The sequence below is a fragment of the Gordonia sp. Swx-4 genome (genome assembly GCF_030316175.1).
Lineage (GTDB): Bacteria > Actinomycetota > Actinomycetes > Mycobacteriales > Mycobacteriaceae > Gordonia > Gordonia alkanivorans.
This window is the reverse complement of sequence record NZ_CP128197.1, coordinates 1,083,827-1,100,481: the sequence shown is the minus strand read 5'-3', so window position 1 is coordinate 1,100,481 and position 16,655 is coordinate 1,083,827. Positions and strand designations below refer to the sequence as shown.

General features: G+C 67.6%; 17 protein-coding genes and 4 tRNA genes. 5 read left to right on the top strand and 16 right to left on the bottom strand.

Features of this window, described 5'->3' with window-relative positions:
• Nucleotide 1 precedes the first annotated feature (1 nt).
• The 12 genes from PWF70_RS05045 to PWF70_RS04990 form a co-directional block, all read right to left on the bottom strand.
• Nucleotides 2-901: an ABC transporter substrate-binding protein gene (locus PWF70_RS05045; protein ID WP_006358217.1), complete on the bottom strand. Its 900-nt coding sequence runs from the start codon at nt 899-901 to the stop codon at nt 2-4.
• 106 nt (nt 902-1,007) lie between these two features.
• Nucleotides 1,008-1,724, bottom strand: a complete 717-nt coding sequence (gene rplA / locus PWF70_RS05040; RefSeq protein WP_006358216.1) for a 50S ribosomal protein L1 — start codon at nt 1,722-1,724, stop codon at nt 1,008-1,010.
• 82 nt (nt 1,725-1,806) lie between these two features.
• On the bottom strand, nt 1,807-2,241 hold the full coding sequence (gene rplK, locus PWF70_RS05035) for a 50S ribosomal protein L11 (protein ID WP_006358215.1): 435 nt from the start codon (nt 2,239-2,241) through the stop codon (nt 1,807-1,809).
• 94 nt (nt 2,242-2,335) lie between these two features.
• Entirely contained in the window at nt 2,336-3,157 is an 822-nt protein-coding gene (nusG, locus tag PWF70_RS05030; RefSeq protein WP_035753275.1) for a transcription termination/antitermination protein NusG, read from the bottom strand.
• A 67-nt stretch (nt 3,158-3,224) separates the two neighbouring features.
• Nucleotides 3,225-3,704: a preprotein translocase subunit SecE gene (gene secE, locus PWF70_RS05025; RefSeq protein WP_006358213.1), complete on the bottom strand. Its 480-nt coding sequence runs from the start codon at nt 3,702-3,704 to the stop codon at nt 3,225-3,227.
• 39 nt (nt 3,705-3,743) lie between these two features.
• Nucleotides 3,744-3,816, bottom strand: a tRNA-Trp gene (locus PWF70_RS05020).
• A 223-nt stretch (nt 3,817-4,039) separates the two neighbouring features.
• Nucleotides 4,040-5,704: an ATP-binding cassette domain-containing protein gene (locus PWF70_RS05015; RefSeq protein WP_051405934.1), complete on the bottom strand. Its 1,665-nt coding sequence runs from the start codon at nt 5,702-5,704 to the stop codon at nt 4,040-4,042.
• A 313-nt stretch (nt 5,705-6,017) separates the two neighbouring features.
• Nucleotides 6,018-7,115 (bottom strand): fused (3R)-hydroxyacyl-ACP dehydratase subunits HadA/HadB, encoded by a 1,098-nt coding sequence (locus tag PWF70_RS05010; RefSeq protein ID WP_241549128.1) that lies wholly within the window; start codon nt 7,113-7,115, stop codon nt 6,018-6,020.
• A gap of 238 nt (nt 7,116-7,353) precedes the next feature.
• Nucleotides 7,354-7,521, bottom strand: a complete 168-nt coding sequence (gene rpmG, locus PWF70_RS05005) for a 50S ribosomal protein L33 (protein WP_003929651.1) — start codon at nt 7,519-7,521, stop codon at nt 7,354-7,356.
• Between the two features lie 93 nt (nt 7,522-7,614).
• Nucleotides 7,615-7,688 (bottom strand) — tRNA-Met (locus tag PWF70_RS05000).
• Between the two features lie 21 nt (nt 7,689-7,709).
• Nucleotides 7,710-7,782, bottom strand: a tRNA-Thr gene (locus PWF70_RS04995).
• 118 nt (nt 7,783-7,900) lie between these two features.
• A tRNA-Tyr gene (locus PWF70_RS04990) sits at nt 7,901-7,981 on the bottom strand.
• A 249-nt stretch (nt 7,982-8,230) separates the two neighbouring features.
• Here PWF70_RS04990 and PWF70_RS04985 point away from each other — a divergent pair.
• The gene (locus PWF70_RS04985) at nt 8,231-8,722 is read left to right on the top strand and encodes a YajQ family cyclic di-GMP-binding protein (RefSeq protein ID WP_006358209.1); all 492 of its coding nucleotides are present in this window, start codon (nt 8,231-8,233) and stop codon (nt 8,720-8,722) included.
• Between the two features lie 200 nt (nt 8,723-8,922).
• Nucleotides 8,923-9,780, top strand: coding sequence for a zinc metalloprotease HtpX (htpX, locus tag PWF70_RS04980; RefSeq protein ID WP_006358208.1), 858 nt, complete (start codon nt 8,923-8,925; stop codon nt 9,778-9,780).
• A 4-nt stretch (nt 9,781-9,784) separates the two neighbouring features.
• On the opposite strand, the gene PWF70_RS04975 is transcribed toward htpX, so the two are convergent.
• Nucleotides 9,785-10,801 (bottom strand): polyprenyl synthetase family protein, encoded by a 1,017-nt coding sequence (locus PWF70_RS04975; protein ID WP_286352869.1) that lies wholly within the window; start codon nt 10,799-10,801, stop codon nt 9,785-9,787.
• A 119-nt stretch (nt 10,802-10,920) separates the two neighbouring features.
• Here PWF70_RS04975 and PWF70_RS04970 point away from each other — a divergent pair, with 119 nt between their 5' ends.
• Together PWF70_RS04970 and PWF70_RS04965 are read left to right on the top strand one after the other, a co-directional pair.
• Nucleotides 10,921-12,192: a geranylgeranyl reductase family protein gene (locus tag PWF70_RS04970; protein ID WP_006358206.1), complete on the top strand. Its 1,272-nt coding sequence runs from the start codon at nt 10,921-10,923 to the stop codon at nt 12,190-12,192.
• Nucleotides 12,193-12,409: 217 nt separating this feature from the next.
• The gene (locus PWF70_RS04965) at nt 12,410-13,417 is read left to right on the top strand and encodes an oxygenase MpaB family protein (protein WP_006358205.1); all 1,008 of its coding nucleotides are present in this window, start codon (nt 12,410-12,412) and stop codon (nt 13,415-13,417) included.
• Nucleotides 13,418-13,450: 33 nt separating this feature from the next.
• Here the strand turns inward: PWF70_RS04965 and PWF70_RS04960 are convergent, their stop codons facing one another.
• Both PWF70_RS04960 and PWF70_RS04955 read right to left on the bottom strand, forming a co-directional pair.
• A complete protein-coding gene (locus tag PWF70_RS04960; RefSeq protein ID WP_005199624.1) occupies nt 13,451-14,158 on the bottom strand; it encodes a demethylmenaquinone methyltransferase in 708 nt (235 codons plus the stop codon).
• Between the two features lie 67 nt (nt 14,159-14,225).
• Nucleotides 14,226-15,380, bottom strand: a complete 1,155-nt coding sequence (locus PWF70_RS04955; RefSeq protein WP_040004055.1) for a glycosyltransferase family 4 protein — start codon at nt 15,378-15,380, stop codon at nt 14,226-14,228.
• Between the two features lie 108 nt (nt 15,381-15,488).
• On the opposite strand from PWF70_RS04955, the gene PWF70_RS04950 reads away from it, so the two are divergent.
• Nucleotides 15,489-16,106: a Type 1 glutamine amidotransferase-like domain-containing protein gene (locus PWF70_RS04950; protein ID WP_035753286.1), complete on the top strand. Its 618-nt coding sequence runs from the start codon at nt 15,489-15,491 to the stop codon at nt 16,104-16,106.
• Here PWF70_RS04950 and PWF70_RS04945 read toward each other — a convergent pair.
• Entirely contained in the window at nt 16,093-16,611 is a 519-nt protein-coding gene (locus tag PWF70_RS04945; protein WP_006358202.1) for a hypothetical protein, read from the bottom strand. The genes PWF70_RS04950 and PWF70_RS04945 overlap by 14 nt on opposite strands.
• Nucleotides 16,612-16,655: the final 44 nt, after the last annotated feature.

Below are 16,655 nucleotides of genomic sequence, written 5' to 3'. Positions count from 1 at the left end.
CTCAGTTCGTTGGCTGTCCGTCGACGCCGGAGACGATCTGCGCGATGTCGCGGACCAGGTCGACGACGCGGGGTCCCCATCGGCTCGCGATGTCCTCGTCGAGGACGTGGACCTGACCGTTCGCGACGGCCCGCAGGTCGTCCCAGCCGGCACGCGCGGCGACCTTCTCCGGTGTGACCCCACAGCACTGCGAGTCGGCGAGGAAGATGACCTCGGGATCGCTCTCCAGGATGTACTCGGGTGACAGCTGCGGATAGCCGCTCTGACCGGTGGCGATCGACCGCAGACCGAGCAGGCTGTAGACCTGACCGAGGTAGGTGTCGTCGGTGACGGTGTAGTAAGTGTCGTCGAGCTCGTGGAAGTAGGTCAGCGGAACCTCGCGCAGCGGGACTGTGCGGATGGTCTTCTCGATCTCGTCGCGCATCGAGGCGACGAGCTCATCGGCCGACTCGGCATGGCCGGTGGCGTCACCCACCTGCTGGATCTGCGCGTACGTCTCGTCGAGGTTCTTCGCCGCCGGGATCTGCAGCACGTCGACGCCCACCCGGTCGAGGCCGGCGATGATGTCGTTGTTGTCGTCGGTGAGGACGACGAGATCGGGGTCGTAGGCGAGGATCGCCTCGAGGTTCGGGGTGTAACCCGACAGCGAGGTCCGCGGGGCCTCGGCCGGGAAGTCGGACTGGTCGTCGACCGCGACCACCTGATCGCCCGCGCCGACGGCGAAGAGCATCTCGGTGGTCGTCGGGCTGATCGACACGATCGTCGACGGGATGCCCGCGGGGGATGCGTCATCGGCCTGGCCACCGTCGGTGCCACAACCGACGATCACCAGCAGCAGCGACAGCAACACGGCAGCCACCGCCGCACCACCACGACGGGTTCCGAGACGGATTCTCACCACGAGCCACTGACCTCCGATGGAAGAACTGGGGAGACAGAGCACGAGGGGCCCGGCATCGACTGCCAGGCCCCTCGTGGGTGTCTCTAGTTACGCGCGAGCGCCAGGATCAGGCCTGGGGAGCTTCGGCGAAGTTGCGGCTGACCTGCGGGTCGACCGGGATGCCCGGGCCCGTGGTGGTCGAGACGGTGACCTTCTTGATGTAGCGGCCCTTGGCCGCCGACGGCTTCGCACGCATGATCTCGTCGTACGCGGCGCCGTAGTTCTCGGCCAGCTTGGCCGGGTCGAACGAAGCCTTGCCGATGACGAAGTGCAGGTTGGCTGCCTTGTCGACGCGGAAGTTGATCTTGCCGCCCTTGATGTCGTTGACGGCCTTGGTGACATCGGTGGTCACGGTGCCCGTCTTCGGGTTCGGCATCAGGCCACGCGGTCCGAGGACACGCGCGATCCGGCCGACCTTGGCCATCTGATCCGGGGTGGCGATCGCGGCGTCGAAGTCCAGCCAACCGCCCTGGATGCGCTCGATCAGGTCCTCGGCGCCGACCTCGTCGGCACCGGCGGCGGTGGCCTCGGCGGCCTTGTCGCCGGCGGCGAACACGATCACGCGGGCGGTCTTACCCGTGCCGTGCGGCAGGTTGACGGTGCCTCGAACCATCTGGTCTGCCTTACGGGGGTCGACGCCCAGCCGGATCGCAACCTCAACGGTCGCGTCGGTGTTCTTCGACGAGGTTTCCTTCGCCAGCTCAACAGCCTCCAGCGGGCTGTACAGCTTGGACTTGTCGACCTTCTCGGCCGCAGCCGCGTAGGCCTTGCTCTTCTTGCTCATTGCTCTGTTCCTTCTCCGCACTCAACCGGCGGGGTGTGTGGTGCGGGCCGAGCCGGCCCTCCCACGAGATGTTGTGGTAGGTCTAGCCCTCGACCGTGATACCCATGGACCGAGCAGTACCGGCGATGATCTTCGCGGCCTGGTCGATGTCGTTGGCGTTCAGGTCTTCGGCCTTGGTCTTGGCGATCTCACGGACCTGGTCCATGCTCACCTTGCCGACCTTGTTGGTGTGGGGCTCGCCGGAGCCCTTCTGCAGGCCTGCAGCCTTGAGCAGGAGCTTCGCTGCCGGCGGGGTCTTCAACTTGAAGTCGAAGGAGCGATCTTCGTACACGAAGATCTCCACCGGGATGACGTTGCCGCGCTGCGACTCGGTCGCGGCGTTGTACGCCTTGCAGAACTCCATGATGTTCACGCCGTGCTGACCGAGCGCCGGACCCACGGGCGGGGCCGGGTTGGCCGCGCCTGCCTGGATCTGGAGCTTGATGATCCCGGCGAGCTTCTTCTTCTTGGGAGGCATCCTTTTGTCCTTGCTTGTTTCCTTGCGAATTCACGCCCGCTGGAGACGTGAAAGTCTGTGTTTATCTGCTGTGCATCCGCTCCCGCGGAACCAGTCAGATCTTCTCGACCTGATTGAACCCGAGCTCGACCGGGGTCTCGCGACCAAAGATCGACACGAGCACCTTCACCTTGCGCTGCTCGGCGTTGACCTCACTGATCGACGCGGGCAGCGTGGCGAACGGGCCGTCCATGACGGTGACCGACTCGCCGACCTCGAAGTCGACCTCGATGGTGTTCGACGCGGCGGCAGCTGCGGCCTCGACGCCCTCGGCGGCGGAGCCCCCCTTGGCGGGCTTCTTGGCCTCGGCGCGCGGCATGAGGAACTGCAGCACCTCGTTGAGCGACAGCGGCGACGGCTTGCTGGTCATCCCCACGAACCCGGTGACACCCGGAGTGTTGCGCACCGCGCCCCACGACTCGTCGTTGAGTTCCATGCGAACGAGGATGTAGCCCGGCAGCACCTTGCGGTTGACCTTCTTGGGCTGGCCGTTCTTGATCTCGGTGACCTCTTCGGTCGGAACCTCGACCTGGAAGATGTAGTCGCCGACGTCGAGGTTCTGCACGCGGGTCTCGAGATTGGCCTTGACCTTGTTCTCGTAGCCGGCGTAGCTGTGGATGACGTACCAGTCGCCGGGTGCGCGACGCAGCTGCTTGCGCAGCTCCTCGACCGGGTCGACCTCTTCTTCAGGGGCCTCCTCGGCGGGGGTCTCGTCGGCGTCCTCGGAAACGACGTCGGTCGCGGGAGCCTCGTCGCCCTCGGCGGCCGTCTCGACGTCGGTGTCACCGGCCTCGTCGACCGCAGCCTCGTCGACCTCGTCGGTCACGGCCGCGTCGACGGTGTCGGTCGATGCGAGTTCGTTCTCCGGGGTGCTCACTGCAGCCCACGCTCCTTATGGTTCATCTCCGGTCGGCTCCCGCTCGCCCGGCCACCCACCGCGTGGGTCAGCCGAACAACCAGAGGACGCCCTTGGCAAAGGCCAGGTCGAGGCCGGAGATGAACGCGGTCATCACGATGACGAACACGAGCACGACGATCGTGTACGTGATCATCTCGCGCCGCGTCGGCCAGATGACCTTCTTCAGCTCGGCGACGACCTGCGTGAGGAACACCCAGATCCGAACGAACGGATTCCGGCTCTCCTCAGCAGAGGCCTTTTTCTTCTTCTTGCGTTCCTTGACGGCTACTGCCGACCCCGTGGCGGAGTCGGTGTCTCCGTCGGTTCCGGATGCACCGGTTGACGAGCGACGTCCGCGAGCCGAGCGCTTGCCGGACGGACGCAGCTCCTTCGCGGCGCCGGTCGACGTCTCGTCGTCCGCACCGCCGGTGGCCTCGTCGCGACCGTCGAGCTCAGCCGCAGCCGAATCGGCCGCAGAACCCTCAGCGGCTTCTTTGGCGCGGGCAGCCCGGTCTCGCTTGCTCAACTTCGCGGTCCTCTCGTCAACGTGTGCCCTTCACCAGGGCAGGGGCGACAGGACTTGAACCTGCAACCTGCGGTTTTGGAGACCGCTGCTCTGCCAATTGAGCTACGCCCCTTTGCGACTTCCCCACCGGAGTGGTTCCGCTGCCATCTCATCGAATCCCGGCCTCGCGACCGGTGCCGACGTTTCACCGCCGACAAAACCAACGCGCCACCCTATGGGTAGCGCGCAAGTCTGAATCAATCAGACACTTCAGTGTAGATCACCGGGGCTGTGGACCCAAAACGCGCTCCACCTGCTCCCTCGTCGACCGTACACGGTGAGGTCGTCCAAGACGGTCATGACACCTGCTGTCCTGCGAGTTCGATGCGCGGCCAGCCCTCGAGATCGTGCAGCATCTTCCGGTCGTGGGTGGCGACGACGACCGCGCAATCGACGTTCTGCAGGGCCTCGGTGAGCTCGTCGACGAGGCTCGCCGACAGGTGATTGGTCGGCTCGTCGAGGAGCAAGAGGTCGGCCCGGGCGGCCAGGCACAGTGCCAGGTGCAGGCGCCGTTGCTGGCCCTGCGACAGCCGCGCCACCGGGGTTCGCGCGGCCGCCGCGTCCAGCAGGCCGAGACCGCGCAGCGACGGCACGTCGGGCTGATCCGTCTCCAGGCGGCGCCGCTGCTCGTCGTAGATCTCATGGGCGGTGCGATACGGGTCCCAGCTCGGTACCTCCTGCGCGAGGAACGCGCCGCGGGCATCTCGACGGAGGTCCACACGCCCTTCGTCCGGGTGCGTCTGACCGGCCAGAACGGCAAGCAGGGTCGACTTGCCGGCACCGTTGGGTCCGACGATCAGCAGCCGGTCGCCGCCGGTGAGCGCGACGGAGACCGGCGTCCGCAGCCGACCGGCCACCCGCGCGTCGGTGACGTCGACGATCGGCGCGCCGGGCCGCGTACCGGACGCCGGCAGGTTCAGGTGCCGGGGTGGGACGGGAACCGTGATCCGGTGGGCTTCGAGTTCCTCCACGCGGCGGTTGAACGCCTGCACCGCTCCCCCGGCGCGCGTGGCCCGCTGATGCTTCCCGGTGCCTTTGTCGGGCCTCCAGTGGGTCTGCAGCCGATCCCTCGCAGCGTCGGCGGCCCGCACGAGTTCGGCATGTTCGGCCTGCTGCGCCGCGTGTTCCTGCTCCCATCGCTCACGCTCCCGTCGACGACCGGCAACCCAACCGTCGTACCCGCCCGCATACACGCGCGGACGTCCGTCACGGCTGGGGTCGAGATCGACGAAGGTGGTCGCCACGTCGCGCAGGAACGCGCGGTCATGGCTGACGACCGCCATCCCGCCGACGCGCTCACGCAGCCGTCGTGTCAGGAAGCGCAGCGCCTCGGCGTCGAGATGATTGGTGGGTTCGTCGAGGAGCAGCAGATCGGCACCGGAACCGAGGGTGACCGCGAGGCGCACACGGTGTCGCCCGCCTACCGACAGCGTCGACAGCGGGCGCGCACGGTCGGCGCACGCGGACAAGGCCTGGAGCGCGATGTCGATGCGCCGCTGGGCATCCCACGCGTCGAGGCGGGTCGCTAGGTCGAGCGCATCGGCGTAGGCGTCCTCGGCTCCCGGGGTGCCGGTCGCGAGATCCGCGGCCGCCCGATCGAGTTGCTCCAAAGCGGCCAGGGCATCGCCGACCGCGTCGTCGACGAGGCTTCCCACGGTGCGCGCACCGACTGGTAGATCCTGCCCGACGAACGCGATGGTGCCATGGCGCGCAACGGTTCCCGCGTCGGGTGTGGTGATTCCGGCCAGGACTTGGAGAAGCGTGGTCTTGCCGCGGCCGTTCTCGCCGACGACGGCGAGTCGTGATCCTGCGGAGACGATCACGCCGACGTCGTTCAGGATCTGCCGGTCACCGCGGGAGACATGCAGTCCTTGCGCGCGGATGTGTGCGGCCGACCCTGCGGGAAACTGCTGGGGCGGAGAAGAGGGGATCGATGATGAAGTGGTGCGTGATGCGGGCATGCGTATGCTCTCGGCTCGTCGGTACGAAACGCTGACCGGTGCCGGACACGACGAAAGCGTCGGCCGGCGAATCCGGGACGACGAACGAGAACTTCAGAGGATGAGAGGGCTCGTCGCCGTCAGCGACGGGTCCAGAGCTTCATCGACGCGATGCCTGAGTACATGGCCGCGACCGTAGCAAGACCGAGCTGACCGGTCCAGCGGATTGCCTGGCACCACCACCGCACCGCACGATCTGCCGAAACGATGTACGCATCGACGGCGGCGACCCCGACGGGGCGCCGCCGTCGTGGCGTGTTGCGTGCGGAGGGCGTCAGTTGAACTGGACGACCACGGTGGCGCGGCCGAAGATCCGGCGGTCGCCCTGCTTCGCGGTGATCGCGATGGTGCCGCGTCGGGTCTCCGGGTCGAGCGACTTGACCTTGCCGGTGAAGTCGACGGCGGCGCTGTCGTCGGCCGGGACGTACACGGGGCTGGTGAAGCGGACGCTGTACTCGCAGAAAGCGGCCGGGTCGCCGATGAATTCCGATACGAAGCTCGCGCCGAGGCCCATCGTCTGCATGCCGTGGGCGACCACGTCGTCCATCCCGGCCGCGCTGATCACGTGATCGGAGAAGTGGATCGGGTTCGGGTCGCCGGCGACACCGGCGTAGTTCGACAGGTTGCCGCGCGTGAGGAAGTACCGCTTCGGCGTCAGTTCCTGCCCGACGGTGAGGGTGTCGAAGTTCACCGCTGCGTACGCGCCGGGAGTCTGGGTCGGGTCGGGCAGGTCGTAGCGACCGGCCTTGGCCTCGACGGTGTGCCCGGGATCGCCGATGGCGTCGATCTTCATCATCACGTGATCGAGGGAGGCCTCGAGCTCGGGATCGACGTCCATGCCGGGACGTGCGGCGAGCGAGGTCCAGGTGGTCATCACCGGCTCGTCGTGCCGATTCCAGATGACGTTCTTGGTGACCATCAGGTCGATCATCTCGGGACTGCTGACGTGGCGGAACGACTCGAGGGAGACGTCACAGATCAGGCGGTCCCCGACCTTCATCGGCTGGTGGTAGACGAGGCGCTGGTCGGTCTGCATGATCTGCCACATGTCGTAGCCGGTGATCACGTCCTCGAACAGCTTGCGCTGGGCGATGATGCCGAGCACGGAGACGTAGGTGGGAGCGGCGATGAGGGTCTCGTGACCGAACTCGCGGGCGCCCTTCTCACTCCAGTGGGTGGGATGCGCGTCCTGCACGGCCATCGCGTGCTTGCGGACCTCTTCGCGGCCGATCTCGTAGTAGTCGTCGACGGTGTAGTGGAAGCCGACAAGCGACTGGGTGTGCGCGGCGATCTCCTCGGGGGTGAGCTTGACGCCGCCGTTCCTCGACTCGGCGATCCGCTCCTGGAGGTCTGTTCCACTCGCGTCTGACATTGACTACTGCTCCCTTCGCATGACCGACCGGGAGGGGCCCGGACCGGACTACGTGGGCCGAAAGTCGACGACCCACCCGCGCCGCGCTGCGCGTGTTGTCTCGATTGAATTTATTCAGTTGTGCGAAGCACACTGCGCCCAGGCGACCCCTTGGCCCGGCAACAAGCAAAACGAGCTGCCTCTTCGCAGAGGCAGCCCGTGTGCTGGTTCTTGTACCGAAATCGCCGACTGACGTCGTTTAGCGCGATTCCTTGTGCGCCTGATGCTTGCCGCAGTTCGGGCAGAACTTCTTGATCTCGAGGCGATCGGGATCGTTGCGGCGGTTCTTCTTGGTGATGTAGTTACGGTGCTTGCACACCTCGCATGCCAAGGTGATCTTGGGGCGAACATCTGTTGAGGAGGCCACTTGATTGCCTTCTTTCGAGTGGTACGTGGTCGGGTTCGGCAGTTCCCTCAGGGCTTGCGACCCTTGCGCTCGGTTCCGGTCGGATCCGATGTGTAGCGGTGGAGGGACTCGATCCCTCGACCTCACGATTATGAGTCGTGCGCTCTAACCAGCTGAGCTACACCGCCCCGCGGACTTGTCGTCCAGCGAGCCCCCTGACGGAATCGAACCGTCGACCTTTTCCTTACCATGGAAACGCTCTGCCGACTGAGCTAAGGGGGCGTGCCCCGGGCATTTCTGCTCGAGAGCCTTAACGAGGTTACACACTCATGTCCGTGCTAGACAAATCGCTGGTCAGAGACCATCTGTCAGGCAGTTTTCATGGATGTTCACCACGTCGTGGCAGGTATAGGATTCGAACCTATGTAGCTTGCGCGACGGATTTACAATCCGCTCCCTTTGGCCGCTCGGGCAACCTGCCGTGCTGCTCCCACGGCCGCCGTGACGGTCGTTCGAACAACGCGGTGAAGAATACAACGAACCATACGTCCGCACGCAAACCGGCTGGTCAGCGCCTCAGTTTTGGCAGCTCCCGGCCGACCCGACGCGAGCGCTGCCGGTCGGGCGTCGTCCCCTCTGCCGGTCGAGCCGCGTACCTGTGCCGGTTGGGCTACGTCGAAACCCCGCCACGCACCCAGTCCACCCGAGGCGATGACATAGCCTGTCGGACATGGCTGATTCATCGTTCGACGTGGTGAGCAAGGTCGACCGCCAGGAGGTCGACAACGCCCTCAACCAGGCTGCCAAGGAGCTGTCGCAGCGCTACGACTTCCGCGGCACCAACACCGGTATCGAGTGGTCCGGCGAGGAGACGATCGTGATCACCTCCGACGCCGAGGAGCGCGCGCAGGCCGGTCTCGAGGTGTTCAAGGAGAAGCTGATCCGCCGCGACATCTCGCTGAAGGCGTTCGACGCCGGCGACATCGTCGGTTCCGGCAAGACCTTCAAGATCAGCGGCAAGCTGGTCCAGGGCATCGACTCCGAGCACGCGAAGAAGATCTCCAAGAAGATCCGCGACGAGGGCCCCAAGGGCGTCAAGGCACAGATCCAGGGCGACGAGCTGCGCGTCTCGAGCAAGAAGCGCGACGACCTGCAGGCCGTCATCGCCCTGCTCAAGGGCGAGGACTTCGGGATCGCCCTGCAGTTCGTCAACTACCGCTGACATTCACGCCGACATCCCCGCCCGCGATCCCCTGGCGGGCGGGGATATCGCTCGTCGACCCCACCGAGCATGACGCCCGGCGGCCGCAGATGTGTGCAAGATCGCACCGCGGGCCGTCGGAAACCCAAACGGACACTGCGTCGTTTGAATGAACGAGGCGCCTTCATCCTGGTTCGGCGCACGACAGACGAGGACCCCCGATGCATTTCAACGGATTGAAGACCGCAGCCCTACTGGGTGTGATGTCGGCGATCATCGTCGGAATCGGTGCCCTGTTCCAGAGCCCGCTGATCCTCTGGGGCTCGGTGATCGTCGCCGTGGGCATGAACGCCTACGTGTACTTCAACAGCGCCAAGATGTCCCTGAAGGCGATGCACGCCCAGCCCGTCACCGAGCTGCAGGCGCCCGTCATCTACCGGATCGTGCGCGAACTGGCCACGGCCGCCCACCAGCCGATGCCGGCGCTCTACATCTCCCCCACCGAGTCGCCCAACGCCTTCGCGACGGGCCGCAACCCGAAGAACGCTGCCGTGTGCTGCACGACGGGCATCCTGCAGCTGCTCGACGAGCGGGAACTGCGCGCGGTACTCGGTCACGAGCTGTCCCACGTCTACAACCGCGACATCCTGATCAGTTCCATCGCCGGTGCGATGGCCGCGGTGATCAGCGGTCTGGCGAACTTCGCGATGTTCATGGGCGCCTTCGGCGGCCGCGACAACGGCCCCAACCCGCTCGCGATGATCCTCATCGCGTTCCTGGGACCCATCTCGGCCACGCTGGTGAAGATGGCGGTGTCGCGGTCACGTGAGTTCCAGGCCGACGAGTCGGGCGCCGAGCTGACCGGTGACCCGCTGGCACTCGCCTCCGCTCTGGCGAAGATCTCCGGCGGCGTCCAGGCCGCGCCGTTGCCACCGCAGCCCGACATCGCCGCGCAGTCGCACATGATGATCGAGAGCCCGTTTCGCGCCGGCGATCGCATGGCGAAGATGTTCTCCACCCACCCGCCGACCGCCGAACGCATCCGACGTCTTCAGGAGATGGCCCGCAACGGGCGGTGAGCGTCTAGCCGACGCGGTCGATGGTGTAGTCCACCAACGACGAGAGCGCCTTGTGTGCCGGGGTCTCCGGCAACTCGGCGAGCATCGCGTGGGCCTCGTCGGCGAAGCTCTGCAGCTTCGCGCGTGCCGCGGCCATGCCGGCCGACGATTCGAGCAATCGAAGAGCCTCGGCGACCTCGGCGTCGTCGGTGAGCGGCCGTGAACCGCCGTCGGGACCGACGAGCAGTTCACGCAACCGCGCCGACGTCGCGTCGTCTCCGGTGAGCGCGTAGAGCACGGGCAGGGTGTGGACACCCTCGCGCAGGTCGGTACCCGGGGTCTTGCCCGAGTCGACCGACACCGAGCTGATGTCGATGATGTCGTCGGACACCTGGAAGGCGACGCCGACGATGTCGCCGATCTTGGAGAGTCGTTCGATGTCGTCGGTGGTCGCGCCGGAGGCCATCGCGCCGAACCGTGCGGCGGCCGCGATCAGCGAACCGGTCTTCTCCCACACCACCTGCAGGTAATGGTCGATGGGGTCCGCGCCGGGCTTCACGCCGACGGTCTCCCGCATCTGGCCGGTGACGAGTTCGGCGAAGGTCTCGGCGATGATGCGCACCGCCTCGGGACCCAGCGTCGACACCAGTCGCGAGGCGCGGGCGAACAGGAAGTCGCCGGAGAGGATCGCGATCGAGTTCGTCCAGCGGGCGTTGGCGCTCGGGGCGCCGCGACGCATCGAGGCCTCGTCCATCACGTCGTCGTGGTAGAGCGTCGCGAGGTGGATCATCTCCACGACGGTGGCCGAGGTGATCACGTCCTCCGAGTCGGGACGCGGCCCGAACTGCGAGGCGAGGATTGCGAACATCGGCCGGAACCGCTTGCCGCCGGCCTTGGCCAGGTGCGTCGCCGCCTCGGTCATGACCTCGTCTCCGGATGAGAGTTCACCCAGGAGCAGGTCCTCGACCTTCTCCAACGAGGAGCGCACCGTTTCGGCGAACTCATCCGATACCAGGTCCAACCCGGCGAATGTGGACTTCACAGCTACGCCGCCCCATCTCGTCTGATCCGGCTAATGTGTGTCGGCGGAGGCCCGAGTGTCCTCGTGACCCCACCTGCCTGCCGAGCCTATCCGGTCCGGGGTACGGACATACTGTTCGGGTGAGCCCTGAGAAATCGACGCCCCGGGATGTCTCCTTCCCCGATCACGCCGACGTGTTGGTGGTCGGCGCGGGACCGGGCGGATCGGCGGCGGCAGCACATGCCGCGGCGGCCGGTCGTGACGTCGTCCTGGTCGACGCCGCGGTGTTCCCGCGCGACAAGACGTGCGGCGACGGACTCACCCCGCGCGCGATCGCCGAACTCGACGCACTCGGCCTGGGTTCGCTGGTGGCCGACCGGCCCCGCATCGACGGTCTACTCCTCAACGGGTGGGGTGCGCGGCAGCAGGTCCGCTGGCCGTCGGGCCGCTTCCCCGCGTACGGCAGCGCGGTCGCACGGACCGAGTTCGACGATGCGATCCGGGCGCACGCGGTGTCGTCTGGTGTCGCCATGGTCCAGGGCGCCAAGGCCGTCGACGTGACGATGGACGGCGACCGGGTCGGCGCGGTGACATTCTCCGCGGGCGGCACCACCCATACCGTGCGGGTGACCGACCTGATCGTCGCCGACGGGGTGCGGTCGGGACTCGGCAAAGCCCTTGGGCGCGAATGGCATCGAGACACCGCCTACGGTGTCGCGGCTCGAGCGTACGCACCGTCGGGCCGGGCCGATTCCCACTGGATGGGTTCACATCTCGAGCTTCGCGGCCCCGACGGCGACCTCCTCCCCGGCTACGGCTGGGTGTTTCCGCTGGGCAGCGAGGGCGGGGGTCTGGTCAACGTCGGCGTGGGGGCACTGGCCACGTCGAAACGCCCGGCGCACATGGCCCTTCGGCCGATCCTCGAGCACTACGCGACGATGGTCCGCGACGAGTGGGCTCTCGACGGACCGCCGGTCCGCATCGCGTCGGCACTGTTGCCGATGGGCGGTGCGGTGACCGGCGTCGCGGGCCGCAACTGGGTACTCATCGGCGACGCCGCCGCTTGCGTCAACCCGCTCAACGGCGAGGGCATCGACTACGCGATGGAGACCGCCCGGCTCGCCGTCGAACTCCTCGGCGCCGACGACTACACCGACCGCTGGCGCGACATCCTCGTCGGCCACTACGGGCTCGCGTTCTCCGCCGCCCGACGCCTCGCCGGACTCCTCACGATGCCGCAGACCGTGCCCACGCTCGGCCGTCCCGGCATCCGCTCCCCGCAACTGATGTCGCTGGTCGTCCGTGTCATGGGCAATCTGATCACCGACGAGGACACCGACCTCGTGGCCCGCGCCTGGCGGACCGTGGGCCGCGTCTCCAACCGGATCGATCCGCGGCCGCCGTTCGCCTGAGGGCCCGAACTCCCGCGTGCGGGTTTCCCTCCCGCGGTGTCGTTTCCTTCCCGCGTGCGCTATCCGGCAAGCGGGAAGGAATTGGTCCCGCGGGAAAATCTGCGACGTCTCACCACCCCCGGTACCTAATGAGACGTTGAGGCGGTACTGTTCCAACAGTGTGGCGCCGACCACACCGTGCAAGAATCGAGACCACCGCCGACCCTGGAGATGGAACATGTCCACCGCATCCACTCTCGCCACCCGCGCCAAGCACGCCGTCCAGAACCGGGTGGCGCAGCGCTATCACCTGCGTGGCGACATCGATCGCATGGACGCCGACCACGACCCCACGGCCGTCGCCCGGGCGCTGGCCACCCAGGAGTTCCCCTGGGGCATCACCCAGGCGCTGAGCTTCGCACTGTTCCGCACGTACGCGGTGCCGTCCATCGGTGACCTGCTGTACAAGACGAGCCAGTTCACCGAGTCGACGCAGAAGCGCTACGACGACACGGTGCTCCTGCTCGACGCCCCGATCGAGCACGGCGTCGACAGCCCCCTCGGCCGCGCCGGCATCCGCCGCATCAACCAGATGCACGGCATGTACGACATCCCCAACGGCGACTTCCTCTACGTGCTCTCGACTTTCGTGGTGTGCCCGGTCGAGTGGGTCAACGCCTACGAGTGGCGCAAGCTCACCAACCACGAGGTCCGCGGCCTCACGAACTACTACCGCCGCGTCGGGCAGCTCATGGGCATCAAGGACATCCCGGAAACCTACGAGGGTTTCAAGCAGTTCTACGAGGACTACGAGACGGCCAACTTCGCCTTCAGCGCCGACGCCCTGGCGGTCGCGGACTCGACGCTGGACCTGCTGGGCACCTTCATGCCCTACAAGCTGCTCCCCCGCGCGGTGGTGCGCCGGATGTCGTTCGCGCTCATGGACGATCGCCTGCTCACCGCGTTCAAGTACCCGAAGCCGACCCTCGTCGAACGCATCCTGGTACGCGGCGGCCTGAAGGCCCGTGGCCTCGCGATCCGGCTGTTCTTCCCGCCGCGGGCCGAGCCGCTGTTCGGCCGCCAGACCAAGCAGATCCGCAGCTACCCCAACGGTTACCGCCTCGAGGAGCTCGGCACCTTCGGCGCGGGCTGCCCGGCACCGAAGGGCGAGAAGGCCGGCGCCGCAGGCTGCCCGGTTCCGCACGAACTCCTCACCGAGGATGCGCAGCAGGCCGCCGGTTCCTGACCACCCCCTCGCCGCCGCAGTCGGCGAGGAGTCTCAGGCGCGGGCGGAGTGAATCGCGGCGATGCCGCCGGTCATGTTCTGCCAGCGCACCTGGTCGAAACCGGCTTCGCGGATGAGGTCGCCGAGGGCGAACTGGTCGGGCCAGGCCCGGATCGATTCCGCGAGATAGACATACGCGGCCGGACTGCTGGACACCTTCGTCGCGACCGCGGGGAGAGCCTTCATCAGGTACTCCATGTACACGGTCCGGAACGGCTTGAGCGTCGGCGTGGAGAATTCGCAGATCACCAGTCGCCCACCGGGTTTCAGGACCCGGCGTAGCTCGGCGAGGGCCTTGGGGACGTCGTTGACGTTGCGCAGGCCGAAGGAGATGGTGGCCGCGTCGAAGGAGTTGTCGGCGAACGGCAGCGACAACGCGTCGGCCGCGACCTTGGGTACGTTGCGGTGTGCGCCGGCCTTCAGCATGCCGAGCGAGAAGTCGGCGGCGACGCAATGCGCACCCGACGAGGCGAGTTCGACGGTCGACACCGCGGTTCCCGCGGCGAGGTCGAGGACGATGTCGCCCGGGCGCAGATCGAGCGCCTTGCGGGTCTTCTTGCGCCACCCGCGATCCTGTCCGAAGGACAGCACCGTGTTGGTGATGTCGTAGCGGCGGGCGACGCCGTCGAACATGGCCGCGACCTCGGCCGGATCCTTCTCCAGACTTGCTCGCTGAGGTGGGTTCGCGCCCGTCGATGCCATGGGAGTCACGCTACCGCGCGCCGACGGTGTGACGACCGCGAGGTGGGCCCGGCGATTCTGGTCGCGCTCAGGCGGGTCGGTCGAACTCGGCCGCGACCCCGGCACCCGTCACCGACCGGTAGTGGCCGACGAGTTCGGCACACACCGCAGGCCACGTGCGTGTTCGCACCGCCTGTACCGCCGCCCGGCCGAATGCGGCACGCACCGCGTCGTCGTGCAGCGAGTCGACGATCGCGGGCAGGGCGTCCTCGAAGCGCGCGACCTCGAGCAGGTAGCCGGTGCGGAACGGCGTCACCAGGTCGCGTGGCCCACCGGCGTCGGGCGCGACGACCGGCAGGCCGCTGGCCATCGCCTCCTGGATCGTCTGACAGAACGTCTCGTGTTCGCCGGCGTGCACGAAGACATCGAAGGAGGCGTAGGCGCGCGCCAGCGCCTCTCCCCGGAGTTCGCCGGTGAACACCGCGTCCGGCAGCAGCCGTTCGAGTCGGGCACGTTCGGGACCGTCGCCGACGACCACCAGCCGCACCCGCGGACTCCCCGACAGGCCGGCCAGACGCTCGACCTGCTTCTCCGGCGCGAGCCGCCCGACGAACCCGCACACCAGCGCGTCCTCGCGGCCACGCAGCCAGCCGGTCCGCAGCGCTTCGTCCCGCCGGTCGGGCGAGAACAGGTCGAGGTCGACGCCCCGGCCCCACCTCCGCAACCGCGGCACCCCGCGTGCGGTCAGAGCGTTCATCGTCTCGGTCGACGGGACCAGGGTCAGATCGCACATCTCGTGCAGCTTCCGGGTATACCGCCAGGCCGCCTTCTCCACCGCACCCAGCCGGTAGGCCGAGGCGAACCCGGCGACGTCGGTCTGGAAGACCGCGACCGTCGGCACCCCCAGCGCCCGGGCTGCCGCCGCCCCGGCAGCCCCCACCACGAAGGGTGAGGCCAGGTGCACGACGTCGGGCGCGAAGTCGCGCAGCACCCGATACAGCACCGGCATCGGCACCCCGACCGGCAGGGACGTCACCCGCGGAACCCGCACGGCCGGCACCAGATGCACAGGGGTGCGCCGGCCGACGGTCCGCGGTGCCGACGCACATCCCCGCGGCGTGTCCGGGGCGACGACGACCACCTCGTGGCCGGTGGACTCCAGATGTTCGACGACCCGCAGAACGGAATTGACGACCCCGTTCATCTGCGGCAGGAAGCTCTCGGCGACGATCGCAACACGCATACCCCGACCCTGCGCGTCGGATCTGTCCGGCAGCGGCGAAGCGCGTGACTCGATGCGCAACGCCTGGTGAATTCCCGACGACCCGCGCCGCCGGTGCACAGTGGATGTGTGCCCGACATGGACCTACTGCTGCTGAGCCGCTGGCTCACCCCGGTGCGCGACTTCCTCGTGCCCCGGGTCGGCGCCGGTGCCCGCATCGGCTTCATCCCGACCGCGTCGTCGATCTACCCCGACCAGGCCTGGCTCGACCTCGATCGCGGCAGCCTCCGCGATCAGGGTTTCGAGGTCGTCGACGTCGATCCGGAACTCGTCTCGGCGGCCACGTTCACCCGAGCACTCGGCGAGATCGACGCGGTGTTCGTGTCCGGCGGCAACGTCTTCCATCTTCTCGGCGCGCTCCGCCACGCGGGCGCCGACCGCGCCCTCGTCGACGCGGTCCGGCGCGGACTGCCCTACATCGGGGTCAGTGCCGGGGCGTGCGTCACCGGCCCCGACATCGCGCCGCTCGCGCTACTCGACGACCCGGCCGAGGCAGCGCCCCTGACCTCGACCACCGGCCTCGAACTCATCGATGTCACGGTTGTCCCGCATGCGGAGGGAACCGTCGGCGGACGCGGCCGGATCGATCGGACGCGGCAGGAGTTCGCCGACCATCGGCTGCATTTCCTGCGCGACGACGAAGCACTCGTGATCTCCGGAGGGACCACGACGGTCATCGCGGGCTGAGGGACTCCTCGTCGGCGCCGGCAGAATCGGCGCCGGAAGAATCAGCGTCGGAAGGTTCGGTGTCACCGGCGGTCTCCGCGGTCCGGCGGTTCCGGCGCCGGCTGAACTCCGCGACCCCGACCATCAGCAGGCCGACGACCACCCAGCCGACGACGGCGACGGACAGGCCCGGGATGATCGAGAGCATGGCGGTGCGTCCGGTCGGGCGCGCGAGATCCGGATTATAGGCGGCGTATTCGATGCTGATCCGCTGGCCCTCGCTGAGTTCGGTGGGATAGAGCAGACCGAAGCGCGGACTGTGGAACGAGCCGTCGGGCGTCTGGAAGTCGACTGCGGCGTGCAGCGCGTCCACCGAGACCACCTCGGCCATCACGGTGGCCTTGCTGGCCTCGATCGCGGAGTCGTTCTTGAAGCAGCCGGCGACGAGCGAGAACGCCATCGCGGTGATGGTGATCCCGACGACCAGCAGCCCGAGCTGCACGCGTCGCTGGATCACCGGATTCATGCCGTTCAGGGTAACCGGCCGCCGCGGCGGGTACGGGACCGCCG

Excerpts from the sequence above, each read along its gene's own strand:
- rplK (WP_006358215.1), bottom strand. The coding sequence starts at position 2,241 with ATGCCTCCCAAGAAGAAGAAGCTCGCCGGGATCATCAAGCTCCAGATC.
- PWF70_RS05015 (WP_051405934.1), bottom strand. The coding sequence starts at position 5,704 with ATGCCCGCATCACGCACCACTTCATCATCGATCCCCTCTTCTCCGCCC.
- PWF70_RS04985 (WP_006358209.1), top strand. The coding sequence starts at position 8,231 with ATGGCTGATTCATCGTTCGACGTGGTGAGCAAGGTCGACCGCCAGGAG.
- PWF70_RS04960 (WP_005199624.1), bottom strand. The coding sequence starts at position 14,158 with ATGGCATCGACGGGCGCGAACCCACCTCAGCGAGCAAGTCTGGAGAAG.
- PWF70_RS04945 (WP_006358202.1), bottom strand. The coding sequence starts at position 16,611 with ATGAATCCGGTGATCCAGCGACGCGTGCAGCTCGGGCTGCTGGTCGTC.
- rplA (WP_006358216.1), bottom strand. The coding sequence starts at position 1,724 with ATGAGCAAGAAGAGCAAGGCCTACGCGGCTGCGGCCGAGAAGGTCGAC.
- PWF70_RS05010 (WP_241549128.1), bottom strand. The coding sequence starts at position 7,115 with ATGTCAGACGCGAGTGGAACAGACCTCCAGGAGCGGATCGCCGAGTCG.
- PWF70_RS04955 (WP_040004055.1), bottom strand. The coding sequence starts at position 15,380 with ATGCGTGTTGCGATCGTCGCCGAGAGCTTCCTGCCGCAGATGAACGGG.
- htpX (WP_006358208.1), top strand. The coding sequence starts at position 8,923 with ATGCATTTCAACGGATTGAAGACCGCAGCCCTACTGGGTGTGATGTCG.
- PWF70_RS04965 (WP_006358205.1), top strand. The coding sequence starts at position 12,410 with ATGTCCACCGCATCCACTCTCGCCACCCGCGCCAAGCACGCCGTCCAG.